Below are 19,148 nucleotides of genomic sequence, written 5' to 3'. Positions count from 1 at the left end.
AAGGCAACATCCATGCGTGTCACAAGCCTACCATTGCGCATCGGCGTCCTGGTCGAACAGGACGAGCATTTCGAGAATTGGCAACTGATGGTCTTTGATCGAATCGTGGCCGATCCGCGATACGCCCTGACCGCCTTGCTCGTTCATCCGGCACCCTATGGGGTCGGTAGGAGCTCCGTCTTTTTCAAGCTCGCTCATCGGCTCGAGCAGGCAGCGTTCGGCCGCCAGGCTGCATATAACCCGTGCAACTTCGATGCGCACAAACAGCGCATCGTGCCATTGGCATCGGCGCAGCCTGGGGCCGTCCAGGCGCAGGTGGCAGAGCTCGGTCTCGATCTGGTGATCCGCATGACGCCGAGCGGCCTGCCCGACGACGCCGTGCGCGAGCTGCCCTATGGCGAATGGGCGCTCTCCTTTTCCGATCAGAAGTCGGGGGCGGGCGAATGGTTCAGCTATCTCGAAGTGGCCAGCGGCGCGCCGGCCGTGGACCTTTCGCTCTACGTTCGGCTCGGCGTTTCCGCTTCGTCGGTTGCCATCGCCTCGTCCTCCTTCAACATCAAGTTCAGCGCGGTCAGGAACATCAACTTCGTCAAGGAGCGCGCCGCCTCCCTGCTGCTGCGCGAACTCTCGCGACTGGCCGATACCGGGGAGCTTATCACCACGCCTCTGCCGGCGCGCCGGCAATCCGCGCCGCCGTCGATTGACGAGTTGGGCCGGTATCTCGGCATCCTCAGCGGCCAGCTCGTCGCGCGCGCGAAAAAGGCCGTGCAGCACAAGGCCGGCACGGGCTCGGCCGTCTGGACGCTCTTTACCGGCAGCGGCCGCATCGACGATTTCGAGCCGGGTATTTCGGTCGAAATCCCACCGACGTCGACGGACATCAAGGCGGATCCGTTTCTGCTTCAGCATGAAGGCGAGTGCTACCTGTTCTACGAGGCCTATGCCGATGGCGACCGCAAGGCGCATATCGCGGTCGGCCGCTTTGATGGCGATCGGCTTGAGCCGGTGGGTGTCGCGCTGAACTGCGACTACCACCTGTCCTACCCGTTCGTCTTCCGCGACGGCGACGACATCTTCATGATGCCAGAGACGCATCAATCCAGGCGCATCGAGATCTGGCGCTGCGTTGAGTTTCCGCTGAAGTGGGAGCTGCATGCGACCGCGCTCAATGGCATGTCTGCCGCCGACAGCGTGCTGACGCGCCATGACGGGCGGTGGTGGCTGTTTACGAACCTCTCCGAGTTCCACGCCTATGAGGATCACTGCAGCGAGCTTCACATCTTTGAAGTCGATGGGCCGGGGCTGGCGCGCATCACGCCGCACAAGCGCAATCCGGTGGTGCTCGGCAGCACGTTTGCCCGCAACGCTGGCCGGATCTTTGCGCGCGAGGGCCGTGTCTTCCGCCCATCGCAGCACAATGCCCATGGCATTTACGGCTATGGGCTGAACATCATGGAAATCGAGCAATTGGACCTGGAGAACTACCGGGAGCGGTGCATCAGAACCATCAAGCCCGATTTCAAACCGGGATTGCTCGGCTGCCACCATTTTGACGCTGCCGGGGATCGGTATGTGCTGGATGCGCGACTGACGCTTTGAGCGCCAGGACATCGTGATCGCTATAGCGAAGATGGACGGCATTGCCGAGGGTGAGCGCTGCCAGGGTGCCGGCGAAACCAGGCGGGCTCGCGAGGTCGAAGAGGCTCCAGTTCAGCGGCGCATCTCTGTCACCATCAAGGGATTCGAGCCTTGGACGGGAGGCTGCGTCGACGGTGACGTCGAATGAGTCCAGCGGCAGCGACAGCCCGGCGCCATGAGCCTTCACGAAAGCCTCCTTGCGCGTCCAGCAGCGATAGAACGCGTTGAGATAGTCGTCGCCGGCAAACGCCCCGAGAGCCGCGCACTCGCGCTTCGAAAAGAAATGTCCGGCAATATCCTCTTTCAGCGGCTTGATCGCTTCGATGTCGATGCCAACGGGATAATGGTCGGAAACCGCCAGCATCGCCACATCTGCGCTGTGGCTGAGATTGAAATGCAGCAACTCCGACGCGCCGGCGATGCGCGGCTTGCCGAAGACGTTGTAGGTCAGACCGATGCGGTGCGGCGGCAGGTGGAGGTAGTGGCCGAGCACGAGGCGCAAGCCGGCGCGGCCGGCTATGAAGCGTTGGCGATGGTCCTGATAGACCAAACGTGAGGCTCGCGCCTTTTCCTCGCCGCTCAGCATTGGGAACAGGCGGTCAATTTCGCACGCGGCCGGGTCAAGGTTCCAGCGCCAGATGTCGATGAAGTTGGGACCGATCCGGTCCAGGCTAGGTCGCATAGACGAGGCTCCCCTTCGAAGCGGGTCGATGGCGCAGCATGCGTCGGGCGAAATAGGTCATGAGCGGCAAGGGATAGTTCTCGCCGAGCCCGATGCGGCATGTCCTTTTGAGGATGTCGAGCGACCGCGGGCACATATCCGGCGTGTACTCGATCTTGCGGGATCCCCAGGCGTAGGGGTTCATCTTCGGATTTGCCGTGCGCTGTTCCAGTACCGGCAGCCAGTTGCTGTAGACGTGCCGGCTGGAATCATAGAGCCGGTAGACCCCGCGCTTGTTTTCAGCGGCGAACGCCCGCGCCTCTTCGGCCGTGTCGAAGATGACGTGCAGGCCGGCGGCATGGTCGCGGTCGTTGTGCGGGCCGATGCGCATGGCGTCGCTGGCCGACAGGATCTCTGCGATCGCATCGTAGCGACGGCGCAAGCGGCGGATCATTGGATCCAGCTTCTTCAACTGCACGTTCAGCATGGCGCCCTGGATCTGGCTGGCCTTCAGATTGATGCCGAGCATGGGCGGCTCATTTGCATTGTCGAGGTGGCCGCGAAAGAGCGCGCCGATGTCGTGATACATGCGCGCCCTGGCAAAAAGCCGGTCGTCGTTGGTGACCACGGCCCCGCCTTCGCCAATATTGATGTTCTTGAACTGGTTGAAGCTGAAGGCGCCGGCATCGCCGATAGTGCCCACCCGCACCCCCTTGTAGGTCAACCCTACGGCCTGACACGCATCCTCGATGACGACGAGCCCGTGCTGGCGGGCGATCTGCATGATACTGTCCATGTCGCACACCATGTTGGCCATGTGCACGGGAACGATGGCGCGCGTATAGGGCGTAATCTTTCGCAGGATATCTGCCGGGTCCATCGTCAAGGTCTCGTCGATATCGACAATGATGGGGATGGCACCGACGGCCAGTGCTGCACCGGCAGTGGCGATCCAGGTATAGGCGGGCACAAGCACCTCGTCGCCCGGACCGATGCCGGCGGCGGCCAGAGCCGCGATCAATGCGCCCGTGCCGCTGCTGACGGTCAGCACATGGCCTGTACCGAATTTGGCCGCGAAATCCGCTTCGAAACGTGTGAGTGGCCCGCTGCCGTCGCTGCTGAAGCGGGCCAGCTTGCCCGAGGCAAACACGGGGCCAAGTGCCAGCCATTCTCTGATACCTACACGCGCCATACCATCATCTCCGCTCCTTGCCGGCTCGCCGCACTCGCCGACCATCGGCGTCCAGGGATAAGGACAAATCGCCTGCAGGGTACCGGCCCCAAAAATCAAGCCTAGTCGCGTCGCGACATCGTTTCAAAATGGACTTCCGGCCAGCGCCTGAACAAAGTGTGCAGGCTCCAGCTAGCCGAAATCAGTAGATGCCCTACTCCCCTATGCATATTGGGAGATTTCGGCGCGATGGCGCTGGTGCTACGACCGGTGTAGTAAGCGGGAGTTCTTTTCATGCCGATCCGTGACCTCCGATCAGCCCCCTCTGGCACTGAGTTTCGCCCGGATGTGGCGATCATTGGCGGCGGTCCCGTCGGGTTGACGATAGCCCGGGAACTGGCCACCAGCCGCTGCCGAGTGCTGATCATCGAAAGCGGCGGCGCCGACTTCGAGGCCGCCCAGCAGACGCTGAATGCCGTCGTGAATGTCGGCGAGCCCGTTGTCCGAGACGGCGTCGAAAGCCTTGGCCGGGGTTACAACGGCAGCCTCGAATGGTTGAATGACATACCCCCCTTCGAGCTGCGCAACCGGGTGCTCGGTGGCAGTACGCATACATGGATCGGCAAATGCGCAAGCTTCGACGAAATCGACCTCGAGCGACGGCCCTGGCTGCCGGTGTCCGGTTGGCCGATGACGCGCGAAAGCCTCGGGCCGGTACTCGATCGCGCGGCGCTCCTGCTCAATCTCGGACCCAATCTCTATGACGAGAGACTCTTTGGTCGGCTCCATGCGCCGCCGGACGAACTCGGCTTTGACCGCGATCTGCTTCGTCCCTTCTTCTGGCAGTTCAGTCACGAACGCGATCGGCGCGGCGAACCCATGCGGTTTGCCAATGTGGCTGCCGAGCTGGTGACGCCGAACATCGACATCCTGACGCATGCCACCGTCACGGCGATCCATCTCGATCAGGGCGGCAGGCGTGTCGCGTCGCTCGATCTACAGAGCCTTGACGGAGCTTTCGCAAGTGTGCGGCCGGAGACTGTCGTTCTGTGTACGGGCGGCATCGAGAACGCCCGCCTGCTGCTGGCTTCGACATCGGTGATGCCGGGCGGTGTCGGCAACGGCAGAGGTGTCGTCGGGCGCTACCTCGCCGATCACCCGCGCTCGTCGCTCCTCCGCTTCGACCGGCAGGATATTGACGCCGTGGCACGGCACTTCAACTTCTACGGCCTGTGGGATCAAGGCGCGACCCGGTTCTATCTCCATGGTCTGCGCCTCAGCCCGGACGTCCAGAGGCGCGAAGAGCTGGTCAACTGCGCGGCCTACCCTGTGCAGATCCATTCGGCTCGTGATCCATGGGCGGCGCTGAAGCGACTGATGCGGGGCGACCGCACGCGACTTGCGAGCGATCTTGCTGTTGTCGCGCGGTCGCCTGCCTTCCTGGCAGCAGGTACCTTCCGCCGGAAGGTGCAAAAGCGGGGAATGATGCACCGGTCCGACGAGCTACGCTTCGATGTCATGGTCGAGCAGAAGCTCGACGCGGAGAGCCGCGTCACCCTGTCTGATCAGCGGGACCGGTTCGGCGTACCGATGCCGTGTGTCGCTTGGAAAATCGGCTCCACGGAGGTGCAGAGCGTCAAGCGGCTTGCACGGGCACTGGTCTCCGAATTCGTGCGCAATGGCCTTCCACAGCCGCGCCTGGTCGACTGGATAGCCGAGAATGACGATGGCAAGGCTGCGTTCACCGACATGGCGCATCCGTCCTGCACGACGCGCATGGGGAGCGATCCGGCCACCAGTGTAGTCGATGCGAATTCCATGGTGCATGGAGTGGACGGGCTCTTTGTCGCCGGCAGCTCGATCTTTCCGACGCCCGGCCACGCCAATCCGACCTTGATGACGCTTGGCCTGGCGATGCGTCTTGCCGATCATCTGAAGATGCGGCTGGAAAGACGCCCGGCAGCGACGGCGACGTCTCGTGCGGTTGCGGAGGAAACGGTCGCCGTACCGGGAATTTGATGCCTATCCCTTCGCCTATGGGCCCTTGGTCGTCATTGCAGGCGGAAATAGAAACCGGCGCTTTCGCTCGGCCCCAGCTCGGGATGTGTTTCGATCACATGTGAGAGCGACGGGATGGACCAGCGGTCGACGAGGCGGTAGCCGAGTCTCTCGATGTCACTGCGGAACACCTCTTCGTTCCGCATCTGGTAAGGCACGATGGCCGTGCCGATGCGCTCCAGCGTTACAACGGCGCCGCCTTTTCTCAGCGCCACCTTGTTGAGCAGGAGGTGGCGGGGCAGGGTGGGCATCCGTCCCAGAAGGTCTGACAGCTGGACATCGAGATATTGCAGCAATCCCGAGCCGAGGAACAACGGCACAGGGCCGGCATCGGCGATGCGATCGACGAAATGCAGATTGTCGAGCTTATCCTGTTCGGCCCGGCGCCGGCCCGCCTGCACGATCGCAGGCAAGTCGTAGACAACCCATCGGAAGGATCCTTCGAGCGAGAGAAGGTCGTGGAACGCCCGGTATTTGGTGCCCATGTGGCCGCCGGCATCGACGAGGCCGTCGATCTCGCCCATGACCTGCCGCATCCAGAAAAGCACCGGGTAATCCCAGGGCGCGATCTCGCACATCTTCTCGAAGGCAACCTGCGCGATTTCCTCATGGTCATAGCCGGCAAGCCCGTTGGAGCGGGCGGCAGCGATTGCGTCTTCGAACGACGCGTAGGCGCCGGTGAAACGCTGTGGAAACGGCGAGAGATATCGCAGCCGTCCACCGGCCGCCTTCAGCGGGGTCAGGGAGCGGTTGAGGCTACGCATTGCGCTGCGCAGAAGCGGGTAGGCGGTGTTCCTGATATCGCTGGTCAGCACGATGCGTCTCCCCTGGTTGCCGCGCCTGCGTTGTCCTGTGTGCTTCTTATCCATGGCGGCCGAACGCGAAGAGCGGCCGCAAGGCATCGCTCCATCGCTGCAGCACGGCGAGTGCTGCGACATAAATCGCCGCACCGGCAACCACCTGCAGCGCGATCGTCGACATCTGCTTCAGCGACGACGCTTCGGCTATCCGGCCGAACAGAAAGACGGCGGCGGCCATGGCGCAGACGGCGATTGCCACCAGGCCGCAGTCGCGAAGGACGCGGTTCCAGGCAAGTTCGCCCTCGCGCGATTGCAGGCGCATGGATATGTTGAACGAAAACACCGCGGCGACGCACTGTCCCAGCGCCGTAGCAACCGCGCCGAACGGGGTCAGGAGAATGACCAGGCCGACGGAGATCGCCCCATTCAACATGACGGCCCGCGGCATCCTGTGAATGTTGCCGCTCAGCGAAAGCAGCGGCTCGGTGACGTAGCCCGGGATCAGAAGCGTCTGTTTCGCGGCGAGTATTGCAACAAGGATCGCCGCCGGTGCCCACTTCTCACCCAGAACGACGTCGATCAATTCTGCCGAGATCAGCGCGAGACCGAGATAGATCGGCGTCGAGATCGCCATCAGCACGGTCATGAAGGTGGTGGCAGTCGTCCCGATCGCGGCCCGGTCGACATTGCCCTTGTCCTTGCCCGCCGCGCGGCCGAAGAGGATCCAGGCAAGCATCCGGGCGGGTTCACCCATAAGCTCGGAGAATGCGGCGACGATCCGCTCCGCTGCCCGGTAGTATCCCGCTTCGGCCAGGCCGAGGAAGCTGCCCACCACCAGCGTGCCGGCGTAGGAGCGAAAGAACACCACAAGCCGGTTGGCGACGATATGGCGCGAGAATTCCAACACCTGCATGGCGTAAGCGCGGCGCAAGCGCAGACGCGGCAGCCATCGCACCAAGATCATCGAGGCGACCAGGATCGTCAGCTGTTGCGCCAACCGTCCGCAGATGAGAGCAACAATGTTCCACCCCAAGGAAAGCCCGCCGATCGCCACGAGCAGCCCGATGATCTCGGCCGCGATCCTAATGATAGATTGGCCGCGCAACCGGCCATGCGAGATGAGAATGCCGTCGTAAACCGTCGACAGCGATGCTGGCAGGTACCAGGAGCTGAAAAGGGCGACCAGCAGCGCGTTCCAACCGTGACCCAGCATGAACATGGTTGCGGCGGTACACAGGCCCAGGATCGTGGCGATAAGCCCTGATAGCATCGACAGGGTCGCCAGCTGATCGATATCAGTCTTATCGGCGCCGCCTTTCATGATGAATTCGCCCCATCCGCCTTCGGCGACAACAAGAACGAAGATGGCGAAGGACGAGGCGAACGCAAAGAAGCCGAATTCGGCCGCCGCCAGAACATGTGCCGCGACGATGAAAATCGACAATTGGGCGGCCTGCGAGATGACCTTGGCGCACAGGGCGGCAAAGCCGTCGCCAATCAGGTGCGGCAGGCGCAAGGCGCGGGAGAAATCTGGCAGCAGCCGTCGCAATGGGAGGATTGCCGTCTCGATCCAGCGGGCCATCATTGCACCACGACTGAGAGGAAGCGGCGCTGACGGAAGGATGATAACGGGTCGGGCTCAACCGCTCGTGCCGAGCGTTGCGTAGCGACTTTCGCGAAATTGCCCCGATTTGCTGAAAATTCGCAAGGCCTAAGGTATGGTGTCCGTTGTCGCCATGATTCGGGTATAGCCCGTTCTGTGCGGAAGAATGGGCGATGGCGTGAACGGTGGCGCCCGCAGTTCGCCTGAATTCCGTGGCTGGTTGCGGCCAGGGAAAGAGCGGCGACGCAGGCGGGAAAGGGGAGCTCGCAGCAGATGTTGAGACGGATGTCGTTGGACAAAGAGGGCGCCATGACCAATCGGCCTGCATGGAACACGACGCTGGCCATTCGCTGGTTAGTGGTCATGCTGTGCCTTGTCTTTTGGGCGGCCGTGATTTTTTTCATCTGGTGAACGTCCCCGTCAGGTCTCGTTTGTTGCAAAGAGGACGACGCCCACCGTTTTTACGATGATCACCATGTCGAGATAGATCGACCGAGACTGGTAGTACTCGATGTCGAATTGGACGCGCTCGTCATAGGTCGTGTCCGGCCGTCTTTTGACTTGCCACATGCCGGTGATGCCGGGCTTCAGCCCCGTGTAGTAATGCAGGTTCGGACCGTATTTCTCGGTTTCTTCAGGTGAAATTGGTCGAGGGCCGACAAGGCTCATATCGCCACGCAGCACGTTATAGAACTGCGGCAGTTCGTCGAGACAGGTCATCCGCAGGATCTTGCCGAGCCAATGGACACGCGGGTCGCCGACGAGTTTGCGGTTCTCCATCCACTCCCTGTTTCGCGCGGGGTCGGAGGCCAGCAGTTCCGCAAGCCGCTCCGCCGCATCGAGGCGCATGGATCTGAACTTGAGACACTCGAACATCTCCCCCTGCGCACCGACACGGGCCTGTCGGAAAAGGATAGGGCGTCCGTCGACAATCATGAGCGCGATTGCAATCAGCGCCAGGGCAGGCGCAAGGAAGATCAGCGCCAGGATGGAGACGGTCACGTCGATCAGACGCTTGGATCTGCTAGCGCGCCGTGCTGCGATGGTTCCGCGCGCGGTATGCCCTTGTCGTCCAGCGCCATCAGAAACGGACAGCATATCTCTCACCCCTCCAAACACCGTTCGCCCTTAACAGGCTGCCAGCGGGCGCATTGATTTACAATCGACCCTGATGGGCAGGGCCTAGTCCAATGGAGGTACGCGACGGACAGGATTGCGCCGCCAGGCGGTCGGCGGTCTAATCGAGAGCAAGCCGAATGCCTCCGGGTTTTGCCGGGTTGCCGTAACTCCTGTCGCCCAGTTGCTCCCGGTGACGATTGACGCCGTTTCATGGAGCATCTCCGCTGCGTAGATCACAGACAGCGCTGTCGATCGTCGTGATCGCGCTCCGCGCCGAATGGTGCAGTACGCGACGGTAGAGGTCGATTAACTCATCCGCCCAGGTTTCCGGCGAATGCGCCAGCCCGCCGGCCTCCTTGAAGCAGTTCGCGCTCATCCTCTGCACCAATGCGTCATCGGCGGCGACGGATCGTATAGCGGCGGCGAGATCCTCGACATTGGCGATGCGGAATTTGACGCCGCATCCCAAGGCCTCAATCTCGTCCGCGAGCAATGCAGCGTCGGGCAGGATGACCGGTATGCCGCTCGAAACGGCTTCGAGAGCCGCCAGCCCGAACGGTTCGGGCACGCGCGACGAGACCACGACTGCACGTGCGCTGCGAATGATGTCCCGCATCTCGTCCTTCGACTTCCATCCGTGAACGGTTGCCTCGGGGTAGGTCTTCTCGATCATGGTGCGACCTGAGCCATCGCCGATGAAGTGAAGCGGGACCTTTGCAAGGCTCGCTGCCTTGGCTGCATCCTCGAACCCTTTTTCGGGTTCCAGCCGGCCGACGAACACGAAGTTGCGGTTGGTCCAGGGCTGGAGCCCGGGGCCGATGAAGGGAAGCACCGGATTGCGGATTGTTTCGATCCGGGTGCCGTTCATGCCGGCGCGTTCGAAATAGGACCGCATCTTCTCGTGCACGACGATGATGTTCGCGGCCATTCGCTTGGTCGGGAAAAGATGCTCGCGCAGCATGTGCCGCGCCGAGCGCCAGGCCTTCTCGTGCAGTCCGCGCTTGTCGCATTGTGTCGTCAGGCAACGGCCCGACATCGGTTTGAGGTCGCAGACACGCTGGGTCTGGAAATTGACGAAGCCGCCATTGGGGCAGGCGAGGAAGTAATCGTGAGCGTGTAGAATGACGCGATCGCGCACCGGTGCCAGTGCCCGAAAGATCGCCGGCGACAGGATCTTCGACCAGCCATGAACATGGTAGATCGTCGATGACGTATCGCGGCTGGTGATCAACGAACTCAGGGCCTCGTAGACGGGCGGAGCGTAAAGGCCGAGCCGGAATGCGTCGCTCCGCCGCCGCTCAAGGAGGGGAACAGCGTCGAGATTGATCGTATCGGCGGCCGGCCGGTCGACGGGGGCGCCGTCCCCGGCAAAGAACGTCACCGATAGGCCGCGCTGTTGGAGCAACTCGGCCGAGAGTATGGCGAGGTTCGTGGCGCCACCGACCCTGGTGGAGCGGTCGTTGATGACGACGACACGGTCGGGCGGCAGGACCATCATGGCGCTACTCGAGCCTTTCCACGTTCTGCGGCGCGAGCCGGCCGGTCAGCAGATCCAGGAAAGCGCGGACATTGCCGCGCAGGCGGCCTTTTCGATCGATCCACGGCTCCGGGTTCCAGACCCTGACCGAGTTCGCGATCAGGTTTCGCGCCATCTGGACGGTGGCGTGGCGGATGCTCATTGTATGCTTGCGCATGAGGTAAATGGGGTTGGCGATCTGTGAGTAGCCGAACTTGATGCCAGAGGTGCGGGCTTTCTTCGTTCCGAGGTGGACGCCCAGCAGTTTGCTCGAACGAACGACACGACCATGCTTGGCAACCAGCCGGCTAAAGTCGACGTCTTCGAGCCAACCATAGAGCGGTAGATTTTCGTCAAAGCGTAACCCGCCGCGTCGGATGGCGTCAGTCCTCACCGCCATGTTGCAGCCGTAAGCGCTGTAAATCGGTGCGAAGGTCTCCGGCAGATCCGGCCAAGGCAATCCTGCCTCTATCATCTCAAGCCCATCATCGATTGCGATACCTGGGCCGATGATGCCATCGGCGATGACAGTGCCCGTGCACATGGCGACGTCAGGTTTGCCGACGAACAGCTCCAACAATTCGCTCAAATACGACGGCGCCATCAGGAAATCGTCGTCAAGGAACAGAATGATGTCAGCATTCACCGCCGCCAGTATCCGGTTGCGTTGGCGGCACAGACCACGTTCGGACAGGATCACGGTGACAGGGCAGGCGAGCATGTCCGTGCAACTCGGATCCATATCCTCCGGAGACGAAAGACAGACGTAAATCTCGTCTGGCTGCCGGGTCTGTCGGGCGATCAGGGGCAGGACGGCGGAGAGAATGTCCCTTCGCCCGCAGCTCGGTATGCCGATGGCAACCGTTGCCGGACGAACTTCGGTGGGATCGCCCGTTGCCGGCATCATCTTCTGAACTTGCGCCATTGTTTTCGGTCCCAGCGGATGTTGGTACGGCGAGGGCCGTCGCTTCTGTTTGAAATGACGCCGAGCAAAGCGACGCGTGATTTGCCGAATGTCGCCAAGGCTTCGCCCAAGCGTTCGACGGTCATCTTGTCGGACTGTCCAAGAACCACGACGATGCCGTCGAGGTAAGTACAGATCACACGCGTATCGGCCGAATCCTCGAAGCCCGACATGTCGACGATGATCACCTTGTAGCGCTGTCTCAGTAGCTCGAGCTCCGATTTCAGCGCCGGCAGGTGACCGTAGCGCTGATGCGCGACGGCGGCCTTGCGTGTCTGGTCGACAGTCAGAACCGGTACGCAGCGAACGGCCTTGCCGTCGAATTCGTCGACGTGCTGCGGCGCTTCGCTTGATCTGCGCCTGGAGTATTGGCCGGCAATGCCCAGGATCCGCAGGCTCTCCATGCCGAAGCCCGCACCATCCTCGGTGGTGACGCGGCTGAGCCGCGAGCCGACGAAATCCGCATCGACGAGCAGGACCGAGGTCCCTTCGTTCATGTAGAGCTGGGCGAGGTTGGCGGCGATCGTGGTCTTGCCCTCGCCGGGTCCGACCGAGGTCACGCCGATCACCGCCGTCGCATTGGCAGGGAAGGCGGAATCGACCGAGTTCTTGACGCCGCGCAGGGCCTCGGAGAAGCGCGAATAGGGCATGTCCAGGACCGATCTAAGCGGCAGCATGGTGGAGGCGATCGGAGGCTGATGGGGACGTGGGCTGCTTCTGAACATCGGCACGTGGCCGAGCGACGTTATCCCGAGCTCGGCGCGAAGGCGCTCGCTGGAGCTGACGCGCCGGTCGAGACCGTCGCGCAGCACCGACAGCATCAACCCGGTTGCCAATCCGAACATCAGCGAAAACGGCATGATCGTCGAAGGTTTCGGCCAGGTCTTGCCCAGCGGCGCCGTTGCCGCCGTCACGATGCGTGCCTTGCCGAGGGGGAAGGATTGCTTTTGCAAAGCGCCGATGAGCTGCTGTAGAATGCCCTCGTACATGCTGCGGTAGGTGGTCGCGCGGCTTTCCATCTCGGAGAGTTCGACGCGGGCGACGTTTTTGCCGGCACCCGCCGCGGTAAGGCTGGCAAGCTCGCTTTCCAGCAGCTTTTCCCGGGTCTTGGCGATGTCCACATTCGACTTGTAGAACTGTTCGATGCGCAGGAATTCGTTGCGAAGAGAGGCATCCAGCCGCGCAATATCTGCCTCGGCGGCGACAATGGCGGGATTTCCGCTGTCGTATCGGGTCTTGAGATTGTCGAGCTTGGCGGATGCCAGGCGCATTTCTTCGTTGAGCTTCTGGATCTGCGGGTTGTCGAGACTGTCGTTGACGGTCGCGACCAGCGTATCTTTCGACATGAGCTGTTGCAGCGTCATCAGCTTGGCCGATTCCGCTGCGGTCGCGGCGCGTGCCGCCAGCATCTGGCTGCTGAGTTCGGAAAGCTGTTGCTGATCGAGCGTCGACGCGGTGCCCACCGTTGTGATGTCGTTCTTGGCGCGGAACTCCTCCACGGTCATGGCGGCTGCGCGGGCCTGCGCGCCGACTTCGATAAGGCGACTTTCCAGCCACTTGGCGCCGCTTCTCGCGGCGTCCGATCTCTCGTTCATGCCCGTGCGGATATAGGCTCCAGCAATGGCGTTGGCGGTCTTGGCCGCCTTTCGCGGGTCCGTGGAAGAGTAGCCGATCTCAAGCACGTAGGATTGGCCGACGCGCCGCACGGTTACGCGCGAGAGAAAGGCGGCCATCGTGCGCCGCATCAGATACTCGTCGTCGACCTTATCATCGTCGGAATTCTTGGCCCCCGACGAGAGCAGCGAGCCGATCATGCCGCGGATCGAGACGCCGCCGCCGACAATTTCCGGATCATTGGTCAAGTCGAGTTGTTCGATCACGGCGCGGGCAATCGCCTCGGATTTGACGATTTCGACTTCGCTGGCGATTTCGGCTGCTTCGATGATGATCGTTCCGGTCGAGGCATCCTGTGAGGCGATGCGACCCTGCTCGGGATCGATCACCAGGCGGACGGTCGCGGTAAAGGTCGGTGCCGTGTTGAGTATGTAGAATGCGCCGAGCGCCAGCCCGATCACGCCACAGATCCCGATGCGAATGAGGTGCCGCCGCAGGAAGTCGGAAACATCGCGGAAGGATATGCTCTCCTGGCCAGATGAACGCTTGGCCTCGAAGTTCTCATCCAGCACGATTTTTGAGATGTCATGCACGACCATTGGTGTTCCCCATGAAATACGCTGCGCCACAGTTGATCTGTCGTTGCTATTGGGACTGCTCGATGCCCACCGATGTCAGAAGCTTGTTATCCAGCGCTGCCGTCAGCGCCGAGCGCACGTCGAGCACGTCGCCCGGAACCAGCAATGTTGCTTCCGTAACTCTCACGGCCGGGTCGGTGCCGCCGCCGTGTGTTATCCAGTACTCCAGCGGCTCCAGGTCCATTGCCTTCCTGTCGGCGAAACGGGAAAGCGAAGCGCCGTTGATCTGCAGCAGTTGCAGCGTCGTGCTGCGCTTGAGCTTCAGATCTTCGATCGCGGCTTCCGTCGTCTGCAGGTCGCGGCCGGCTTCGGTTCGGCGCTGACCCTGCAAGGTCACGGCATCGCGTTCGGTTTCGCTGAGTTTCTGCTTGGCGCGCATGGCGGCCACCTGGAGGTCGAGCTTGTCGCTTTGCAGTTCTGCGACGATCCGCTCGAGCGACGTCTGCCGCGACTTCGTCACCGTCTGGTCGTTCACCAGCTTCGATATGCCTTTGAGCTCGTCCTGCGCGATCTCGATCTGACGCTGCTGGACGGCCGTTTTTTCATCGAGCACATCGATTTCGTTCTTGAGCAGCGTGCCGAGCTCGGCAAGGGAATCGAGCTGGCGGCGCATGGCTTCGATCCGGGCATCGAAGAGCGTGCTCTCGTCGCGTACGATCTGCTGGATGGCGGCGCTATCGGCGGCCTTGAGCGCCTGGGGAAACTCGATCTTGGGGCCGTCGGTGAACTCGGCCCTCAGCCGCGCCCGACGGGCGGCGAGTTGCATCATCTCAAGTTCCATCCGGTTCAACTCGCCGGTGTAGCGGATCTGCTCCATGTCGGAGTAGCCGCCGGCAGGGTTCGTACGGCGTTCGCGCCCGCCCGCCATGGCCACCGCCTGCATCACAGTCATGCCCGGGCGGAATTCCAGCTCGCTCGGCCGGTCCACCAGACCCGTGACATAGATCATCGGGTAGCGGACAACTTCGACGGATGTCTCCGGCGCCTTGCTGAGGCCGGTGCGCTCCTTCAGGAGGTCGGCGATCGTGGCCGCCAGTTCTGCGGGTGTCCGATCCTTGGCCTTCACTTCGCCGACCAGCGGAACCGAGATCGTGCCAGCGGGGGATACGACATATTCTCCGTTGAGCGCGGTCCATTCCTTGTATTCCCCGGTCGCCGCGACCCATTCGACGATCGCGACCTTGACCCTTGTCTGGGGTTGCAAACGGAACACGGGCTCGGCATGGGCCTGATGGATGGGAGCAAGAGTGCTCAGGCCGATCGCCAGGTACAGGGTCGAGACACGGCCAAGCGACGACAGGCGATGCAGAATACGGTGATCGGCATGGGGCATGGGGCCTCGCTGATGTTCCAGCGCGCCACGGTACCGGACAGCTCGGCTTGGTGTGGCGCGTCGGATTGATTGTCGGCCCAAAACGTTCGAGGTAAATTCCCTGCGGTCTAATCGTGGGTAATCCCTTTAGGGGAATATCCCTAAACTGGCGGCACCATCGGATAGGATTGCCTCGGCCTATGGCTAAACCCGGGTCGTCCGCCACCGGCCGCTAAACCTTTCGGGTATGACGATCGTTCCTTCGGATGCACCCCCGGACCGATCTTGGCTCTGTGCACGCGCACCTTGTGTGTCCCATGCTGCGGCAGGATCGTTTCAGAGGGGAGCACTATGCGCGTCGCAATCGTTCATTATTGGCTGGTATCGATGCGCGGCGGGGAGAAGGTGATTGAATCGCTTTGCGACCTCTATCCCGAGGCCGACATCTTCACCCTGGTTTATGATCCGGGCCGCGTGTCCGACAAGATCAAGAAGCACAAGGTCACCTCGTCATTCCTACAGCGCATTCCGGGAGCGATCGGGCACTATCAGTCGCTGCTGCCACTGATGCCTTTTGCGCTCGAGAGCCTCGATCTCAGCGGCTACGACCTGATCATTTCGAGTGAGTCGGGGCCGGCGAAGGGGATCATCCCGCCGCCACATGCAGCACACATCTGCTACTGCCATTCTCCCATGCGCTATCTCTGGGATCACTACCATGCCTATCGGTCGAGCGCGGGCCTGTTGTCACGGATGATGATGCCGGTGCTGGCGCCGATGCTGCGCAGTTGGGACGTCAATACCAGCATGCGGGTGGATCGGTTTGTCGCCAATTCCCATCATGTTGCGGCACGCATCGGCAAATACTACCGACGTCCGGCCACGGTCGTCTATCCGCCTGTGAGCACAGAGGACTTCGCACCCTCGACGCAGATCGAGGATTTCTATCTTTGTGCGGGGCAGATCGTCCCCTACAAGCGAATCGATCTCGCGGTCGAGGCGTTCACGAAGATGGGCAAGAACCTGGTCGTGATCGGCGACGGCAAGGAACAGGACATCGTCAGGCTGAAGCGCATGGCCGGTCCCACCGTCACCTTCCTCGGGCGCGCGCCTTTTGCAGTGCTGAAGGAAAAGCTCTCGCGCTGCCGCGCTCTTGTCTTTCCCGGAGAGGAAGACTTCGGCATCGTGCCTGTCGAGGCCATGGCGAGCGGCCGTCCGGTCATCGCCTTTGGCGCCGGGGGGGCGCTTGAAACCGTCGTGCCCAATCTGACGGGCATGCTTTTCGAGCAGCAGAGTGTCGACGCGCTGATCAAGGCGATCTACGCTTTCGAGGCGCGCGAAGATACCTTCCGGCCCGACGTCATCAGGACACACACTGCCCAGTTCAGCGTCAGGAAATTCAAGTCCGGCATGCAGGCGGTGATCGATGACGAGCTTCGTCAGCGCCGCGCGCTGCCGTTCGGCGACGGAAAACTGGCGATCGGCGGGTTTCAAATGCGCGACGCGGAAAGCGCGACGCCGCTGCATTGAGGGCGGTCGATGTTCAAACGGGAATTGCCGGCGCGCCACCTTGGCTTGCCGTCGGCCGGAAGAGGTGGACATGCGTTTTCTTGTTCGTCGGCTGGAGGCTTTCAATCGGGATGAGCTGCCCGCTTGGCGTGGTGCTCAATCGCGCCCGAGACAGGCGCTGCTATTCGTGCCGCGCATCCTCGAATTCCTCGTGATGTATGCCGTCGGTGTGCTTGCCCTTGCGGCAATCCTCGTTCTGATGACGGTTGGGTGGCTGACGGGGCTTGACCGCAAGGCAGGCTGACGGATGGGCGGTTGAAGCGACGCTCCCGGTGGCGGCACCTTCTGCAGATCTGTCTCGCTATGCGGCTTTCGAGCCACACTGGTCCGACGCTATCGCCATCCTATGTCCATATTGGCGCAACTGCCCTTCGGCAGGTGTCCGCAGGCGATTGGTGTTCTCCATCAGCAACAGTCCGCCGCAAACTTGCATCCGGGTGCTCGCGCCCGGAGCGGTGCCTTCGAAATGTCCGATCGGCGTTCAACGGTGACGTCTCTGTCGCTCGATTCGTTTTCCAAAAAGACCGAGTGCTGTTGATCAATAACGACCCGAAAAGGAGCGAACTATGAAAAAGAGTCTTGCGATGGCGCTTGCTGCTGCAACCCTGGCGTCTGCCGGTGCGTGGGCTGTCAATGCCGCCGACCTGCCGACCTACAAGGAGACCTACCGGGAGCCGGACGCGCGCGGTGGCGTCAAGATCGGTTACCTCGACTGCAACATTGCCGGCGGTGCCGGCTATGTCCTGGGTTCGGCCAAGGAAGTCCAATGCGTCTTCCGTCCGACCGTCGGCGCGGAGGCTTCCGACCACTATGCCGGTGCGATCCGCAAGCTCGGCGTCGATGTCGGCTTCACCACCCGCAGCCGGCTGATCTGGGCGGTGTTCGCGCCGACCGCCGGCTATCACAAGGGCGCGTTGAGCGGCATCTACCAGGGTGCGACCGCCGAAGCGACGCTCGGTGCAGGCGTCGGGGCCAACATTCTCATCGGCGGTACGGCCGGTGCCATTCACCTGCAGACGGTCAGTGTGACGGGTCAACTCGGCCTCAACGTTGCCGCGACCGGCACGTCGATGACGCTCACTTCGGTGAACTGATCTGCGAGCGGCGCGCGGCTCTGCTGCGCGCCGGTGCTTCTCCATCCTTTTTCGCCGCCTCCACACCTCAGGGTCGCCGCGCTGCCTCAGTCGAAGCTGGCGTCGAGCAATCCTGTCGCCGGACCACGCCTCGGCGTTATTCCCGCAAGGCTGACTGCAGCCCATCTCCTGCACTTCCGGTCGAACGGCTGGCTTCCAGCGCCGACCACATGTGGCGCACCCTGTCTTCAGCGAGATTCCAGGCTGCAAGCTTTGGGCGGGTTTTTCTCTCATCCCGCCCCGAAATAGAAATGCATTTCTTATAATGCATATTGTCTATGTGTTTTATAGATTAAAGGCGACCAGCAAGGGCGCCGAGACAATCTGGAACACTTGGCATGTCCTATCTTCTCAGTCTTCTCGACAAGAGCCCGATCGATCCGGGAACCACCGCAACTGACGCGCTGCAGGTAACCGCCAGGCTGGCGGCGAAAGCGGAAGAGTGGGGCTATCACCGCTTCTGGCTGGCCGAGCATCACAACATGACAGGGCTGGCAAGCTCGGCGCCCGAAACGCTGATTGCCTATCTCCTGGCGCGCACATCCAAGATCCGCATCGGCTCCGGCGGCGTCATGCTGCAGCATTACAGCGCCTACAAGGTCGCCGAAACGTTCAACCTCCTGGCATCACTTGCCCCCGGACGGGTCGATCTCGGTGTCGGCAAGGCGCCGGGTGGCTTTCCTCTCTCAACACGGGCGCTACAGATCGGCATCGATCCCGAGCGCAAGCCGGGTTTTGCCGAACAGCTGAGCGATCTCAACCACTATCTTGCGCCCGGAAAATCCGAAGACGGAGCGTTGCTGGCAACGCCCTTGCCCGTCCATGCGCCTGAAAGGTTCCTGCTTGGGGCCAGTGTCGAGAGTGCGGAACTTGCCGCTGCAAAAGGCTGGCAACTGGTGTTTGCCGCGCATCTCAATGGTGATCCGGACAACATCGAGCGAACGGTTGCGGCTTACGAGCGCGCAACGGGCGGTGGTCGGCCGATTTTGGCAGTCGCGGCGCTGGCAGCGGAAAGCGAGGAGCGCGCCCGCGAGCGCGTCGCCGGCCTTCGTATATTCAAGGTTTTCCTCGGCAACGGCCAAAGCGTCAATGTCGGCAGTGAGGAACAGGCGGCCGAATTCGCGCGCCAGGCGGGCGTCAGCGACTACCGCGTCGAGGAAAAGAGCCCGAGCGTGCTGCACGGAACGCCGCGGCAGGTCCGCCAGGAGCTTGATGCGCTTCACCGCCGCTACGGCGTCAAGGAATTCGTGATCGACACGCCAGCCCTTCCTGCGGCCGAACGCTTCGCATCGATCGAACTCATCGCCAGAGAGCGGCTTTCGCTCGTCGCCTGAACATCCGCACAAGGATCT

15 protein-coding genes are annotated in these 19,148 nt (G+C 62.1%); 6 read left to right on the top strand and 9 right to left on the bottom strand.

Annotation, left to right across the window (positions count from 1 at the left end; translation table 11 throughout):
* Nucleotides 1–12 precede the first annotated feature (12 nt).
* On the top strand, nt 13–1,599 hold the full coding sequence (locus ASD02_RS36330) for a hypothetical protein (RefSeq protein WP_057220182.1): 1,587 nt from the start codon (nt 13–15) through the stop codon (nt 1,597–1,599).
* Here the strand turns inward: ASD02_RS36330 and ASD02_RS36325 are convergent.
* Both ASD02_RS36325 and ASD02_RS36320 read right to left on the bottom strand, forming a co-directional pair.
* Entirely contained in the window at nt 1,520–2,320 is an 801-nt protein-coding gene (locus ASD02_RS36325) for a 4'-phosphopantetheinyl transferase superfamily protein (protein WP_063978329.1), read from the bottom strand. The two genes, ASD02_RS36330 and ASD02_RS36325, sit on opposite strands and share 80 nt — an antisense overlap.
* Nucleotides 2,310–3,491, bottom strand: a complete 1,182-nt coding sequence (locus ASD02_RS36320) for a DegT/DnrJ/EryC1/StrS family aminotransferase (RefSeq protein ID WP_057213014.1) — start codon at nt 3,489–3,491, stop codon at nt 2,310–2,312. The genes ASD02_RS36325 and ASD02_RS36320 overlap by 11 nt, the downstream gene beginning before the upstream one ends.
* Nucleotides 3,492–3,764: 273 nt before the next feature.
* On the opposite strand from ASD02_RS36320, the gene ASD02_RS36315 reads away from it, so the two are divergent.
* Nucleotides 3,765–5,489, top strand: a complete 1,725-nt coding sequence (locus ASD02_RS36315; protein ID WP_057213016.1) for a GMC family oxidoreductase — start codon at nt 3,765–3,767, stop codon at nt 5,487–5,489.
* Between the two features lie 32 nt (nt 5,490–5,521).
* On the opposite strand, the gene ASD02_RS36310 is transcribed toward ASD02_RS36315, so the two are convergent.
* From ASD02_RS36310 to ASD02_RS36280, 7 genes are all read right to left on the bottom strand, one after another.
* Nucleotides 5,522–6,343, bottom strand: a complete 822-nt coding sequence (locus ASD02_RS36310; protein ID WP_244494347.1) for a methyltransferase, TIGR04325 family — start codon at nt 6,341–6,343, stop codon at nt 5,522–5,524.
* A 46-nt stretch (nt 6,344–6,389) separates the two neighbouring features.
* Nucleotides 6,390–7,910, bottom strand: a complete 1,521-nt coding sequence (locus ASD02_RS36305; RefSeq protein ID WP_244494346.1) for an oligosaccharide flippase family protein — start codon at nt 7,908–7,910, stop codon at nt 6,390–6,392.
* A 441-nt stretch (nt 7,911–8,351) separates the two neighbouring features.
* The gene (locus ASD02_RS36300; RefSeq protein WP_057213020.1) at nt 8,352–9,029 is read right to left on the bottom strand and encodes a sugar transferase; all 678 of its coding nucleotides are present in this window, start codon (nt 9,027–9,029) and stop codon (nt 8,352–8,354) included.
* 229 nt (nt 9,030–9,258) lie between these two features.
* Nucleotides 9,259–10,548: a glycosyltransferase family 4 protein gene (locus tag ASD02_RS36295; RefSeq protein WP_082555730.1), complete on the bottom strand. Its 1,290-nt coding sequence runs from the start codon at nt 10,546–10,548 to the stop codon at nt 9,259–9,261.
* A 4-nt stretch (nt 10,549–10,552) separates the two neighbouring features.
* A complete protein-coding gene (locus ASD02_RS36290) occupies nt 10,553–11,377 on the bottom strand; it encodes a glycosyltransferase (protein ID WP_244494350.1) in 825 nt (274 codons plus the stop codon).
* A gap of 92 nt (nt 11,378–11,469) precedes the next feature.
* The gene (locus ASD02_RS36285) at nt 11,470–13,743 is read right to left on the bottom strand and encodes an exopolysaccharide transport family protein (protein ID WP_057213022.1); all 2,274 of its coding nucleotides are present in this window, start codon (nt 13,741–13,743) and stop codon (nt 11,470–11,472) included.
* Nucleotides 13,744–13,789: 46 nt separating this feature from the next.
* Entirely contained in the window at nt 13,790–15,115 is a 1,326-nt protein-coding gene (locus ASD02_RS36280; protein WP_082555729.1) for a polysaccharide biosynthesis/export family protein, read from the bottom strand.
* 330 nt (nt 15,116–15,445) lie between these two features.
* On the opposite strand from ASD02_RS36280, the gene ASD02_RS36275 reads away from it, so the two are divergent.
* The 4 genes from ASD02_RS36275 to ASD02_RS36260 all read left to right on the top strand — a co-directional run bounded on the left by ASD02_RS36275 (nt 15,446) and on the right by ASD02_RS36260 (nt 19,130).
* Nucleotides 15,446–16,624 (top strand): glycosyltransferase, encoded by a 1,179-nt coding sequence (locus ASD02_RS36275; RefSeq protein WP_082555728.1) that lies wholly within the window; start codon nt 15,446–15,448, stop codon nt 16,622–16,624.
* A 70-nt stretch (nt 16,625–16,694) separates the two neighbouring features.
* Nucleotides 16,695–16,907, top strand: coding sequence for a hypothetical protein (locus ASD02_RS36270; RefSeq protein ID WP_057213024.1), 213 nt, complete (start codon nt 16,695–16,697; stop codon nt 16,905–16,907).
* A 322-nt stretch (nt 16,908–17,229) separates the two neighbouring features.
* Nucleotides 17,230–17,757, top strand: coding sequence for a DUF992 domain-containing protein (locus tag ASD02_RS36265; protein ID WP_057213026.1), 528 nt, complete (start codon nt 17,230–17,232; stop codon nt 17,755–17,757).
* A 377-nt stretch (nt 17,758–18,134) separates the two neighbouring features.
* Nucleotides 18,135–19,130 carry an LLM class flavin-dependent oxidoreductase gene (locus ASD02_RS36260; RefSeq protein ID WP_057213029.1) on the top strand — a complete coding sequence of 332 codons (996 nt, stop codon included), beginning with the start codon at nt 18,135–18,137 and terminating at the stop codon, nt 19,128–19,130.
* The last annotated feature ends 18 nt before the right edge of the window (nt 19,131–19,148 follow it).

This window comes from Ensifer sp. Root1252, from assembly GCF_001425885.1.
Lineage (GTDB): Bacteria > Pseudomonadota > Alphaproteobacteria > Rhizobiales > Rhizobiaceae > Ensifer > Ensifer canadensis.
This window is presented reverse-complemented; position numbering and strand designations above follow the sequence as displayed.

Bases quoted from the DNA above. Each gene is read 5' to 3' on its own strand.
- ASD02_RS36330 (WP_057220182.1), top strand. From the start codon at position 13: ATGCGTGTCACAAGCCTACCATTGCGCATCGGCGTCCTGGTCGAACAG.
- ASD02_RS36325 (WP_063978329.1), bottom strand. From the start codon at position 2,320: ATGCGACCTAGCCTGGACCGGATCGGTCCCAACTTCATCGACATCTGG.
- ASD02_RS36320 (WP_057213014.1), bottom strand. From the start codon at position 3,491: ATGGCGCGTGTAGGTATCAGAGAATGGCTGGCACTTGGCCCCGTGTTT.
- ASD02_RS36315 (WP_057213016.1), top strand. From the start codon at position 3,765: ATGCCGATCCGTGACCTCCGATCAGCCCCCTCTGGCACTGAGTTTCGC.
- ASD02_RS36305 (WP_244494346.1), bottom strand. From the start codon at position 7,910: ATGGCCCGCTGGATCGAGACGGCAATCCTCCCATTGCGACGGCTGCTG.
- ASD02_RS36300 (WP_057213020.1), bottom strand. From the start codon at position 9,029: ATGCTGTCCGTTTCTGATGGCGCTGGACGACAAGGGCATACCGCGCGC.
- ASD02_RS36295 (WP_082555730.1), bottom strand. From the start codon at position 10,548: ATGATGGTCCTGCCGCCCGACCGTGTCGTCGTCATCAACGACCGCTCC.
- ASD02_RS36285 (WP_057213022.1), bottom strand. From the start codon at position 13,743: ATGGTCGTGCATGACATCTCAAAAATCGTGCTGGATGAGAACTTCGAG.
- ASD02_RS36280 (WP_082555729.1), bottom strand. From the start codon at position 15,115: ATGCCCCATGCCGATCACCGTATTCTGCATCGCCTGTCGTCGCTTGGC.
- ASD02_RS36275 (WP_082555728.1), top strand. From the start codon at position 15,446: ATGCGCGTCGCAATCGTTCATTATTGGCTGGTATCGATGCGCGGCGGG.
- ASD02_RS36270 (WP_057213024.1), top strand. From the start codon at position 16,695: ATGCGTTTTCTTGTTCGTCGGCTGGAGGCTTTCAATCGGGATGAGCTG.
- ASD02_RS36265 (WP_057213026.1), top strand. From the start codon at position 17,230: ATGAAAAAGAGTCTTGCGATGGCGCTTGCTGCTGCAACCCTGGCGTCT.
- ASD02_RS36260 (WP_057213029.1), top strand. From the start codon at position 18,135: ATGTCCTATCTTCTCAGTCTTCTCGACAAGAGCCCGATCGATCCGGGA.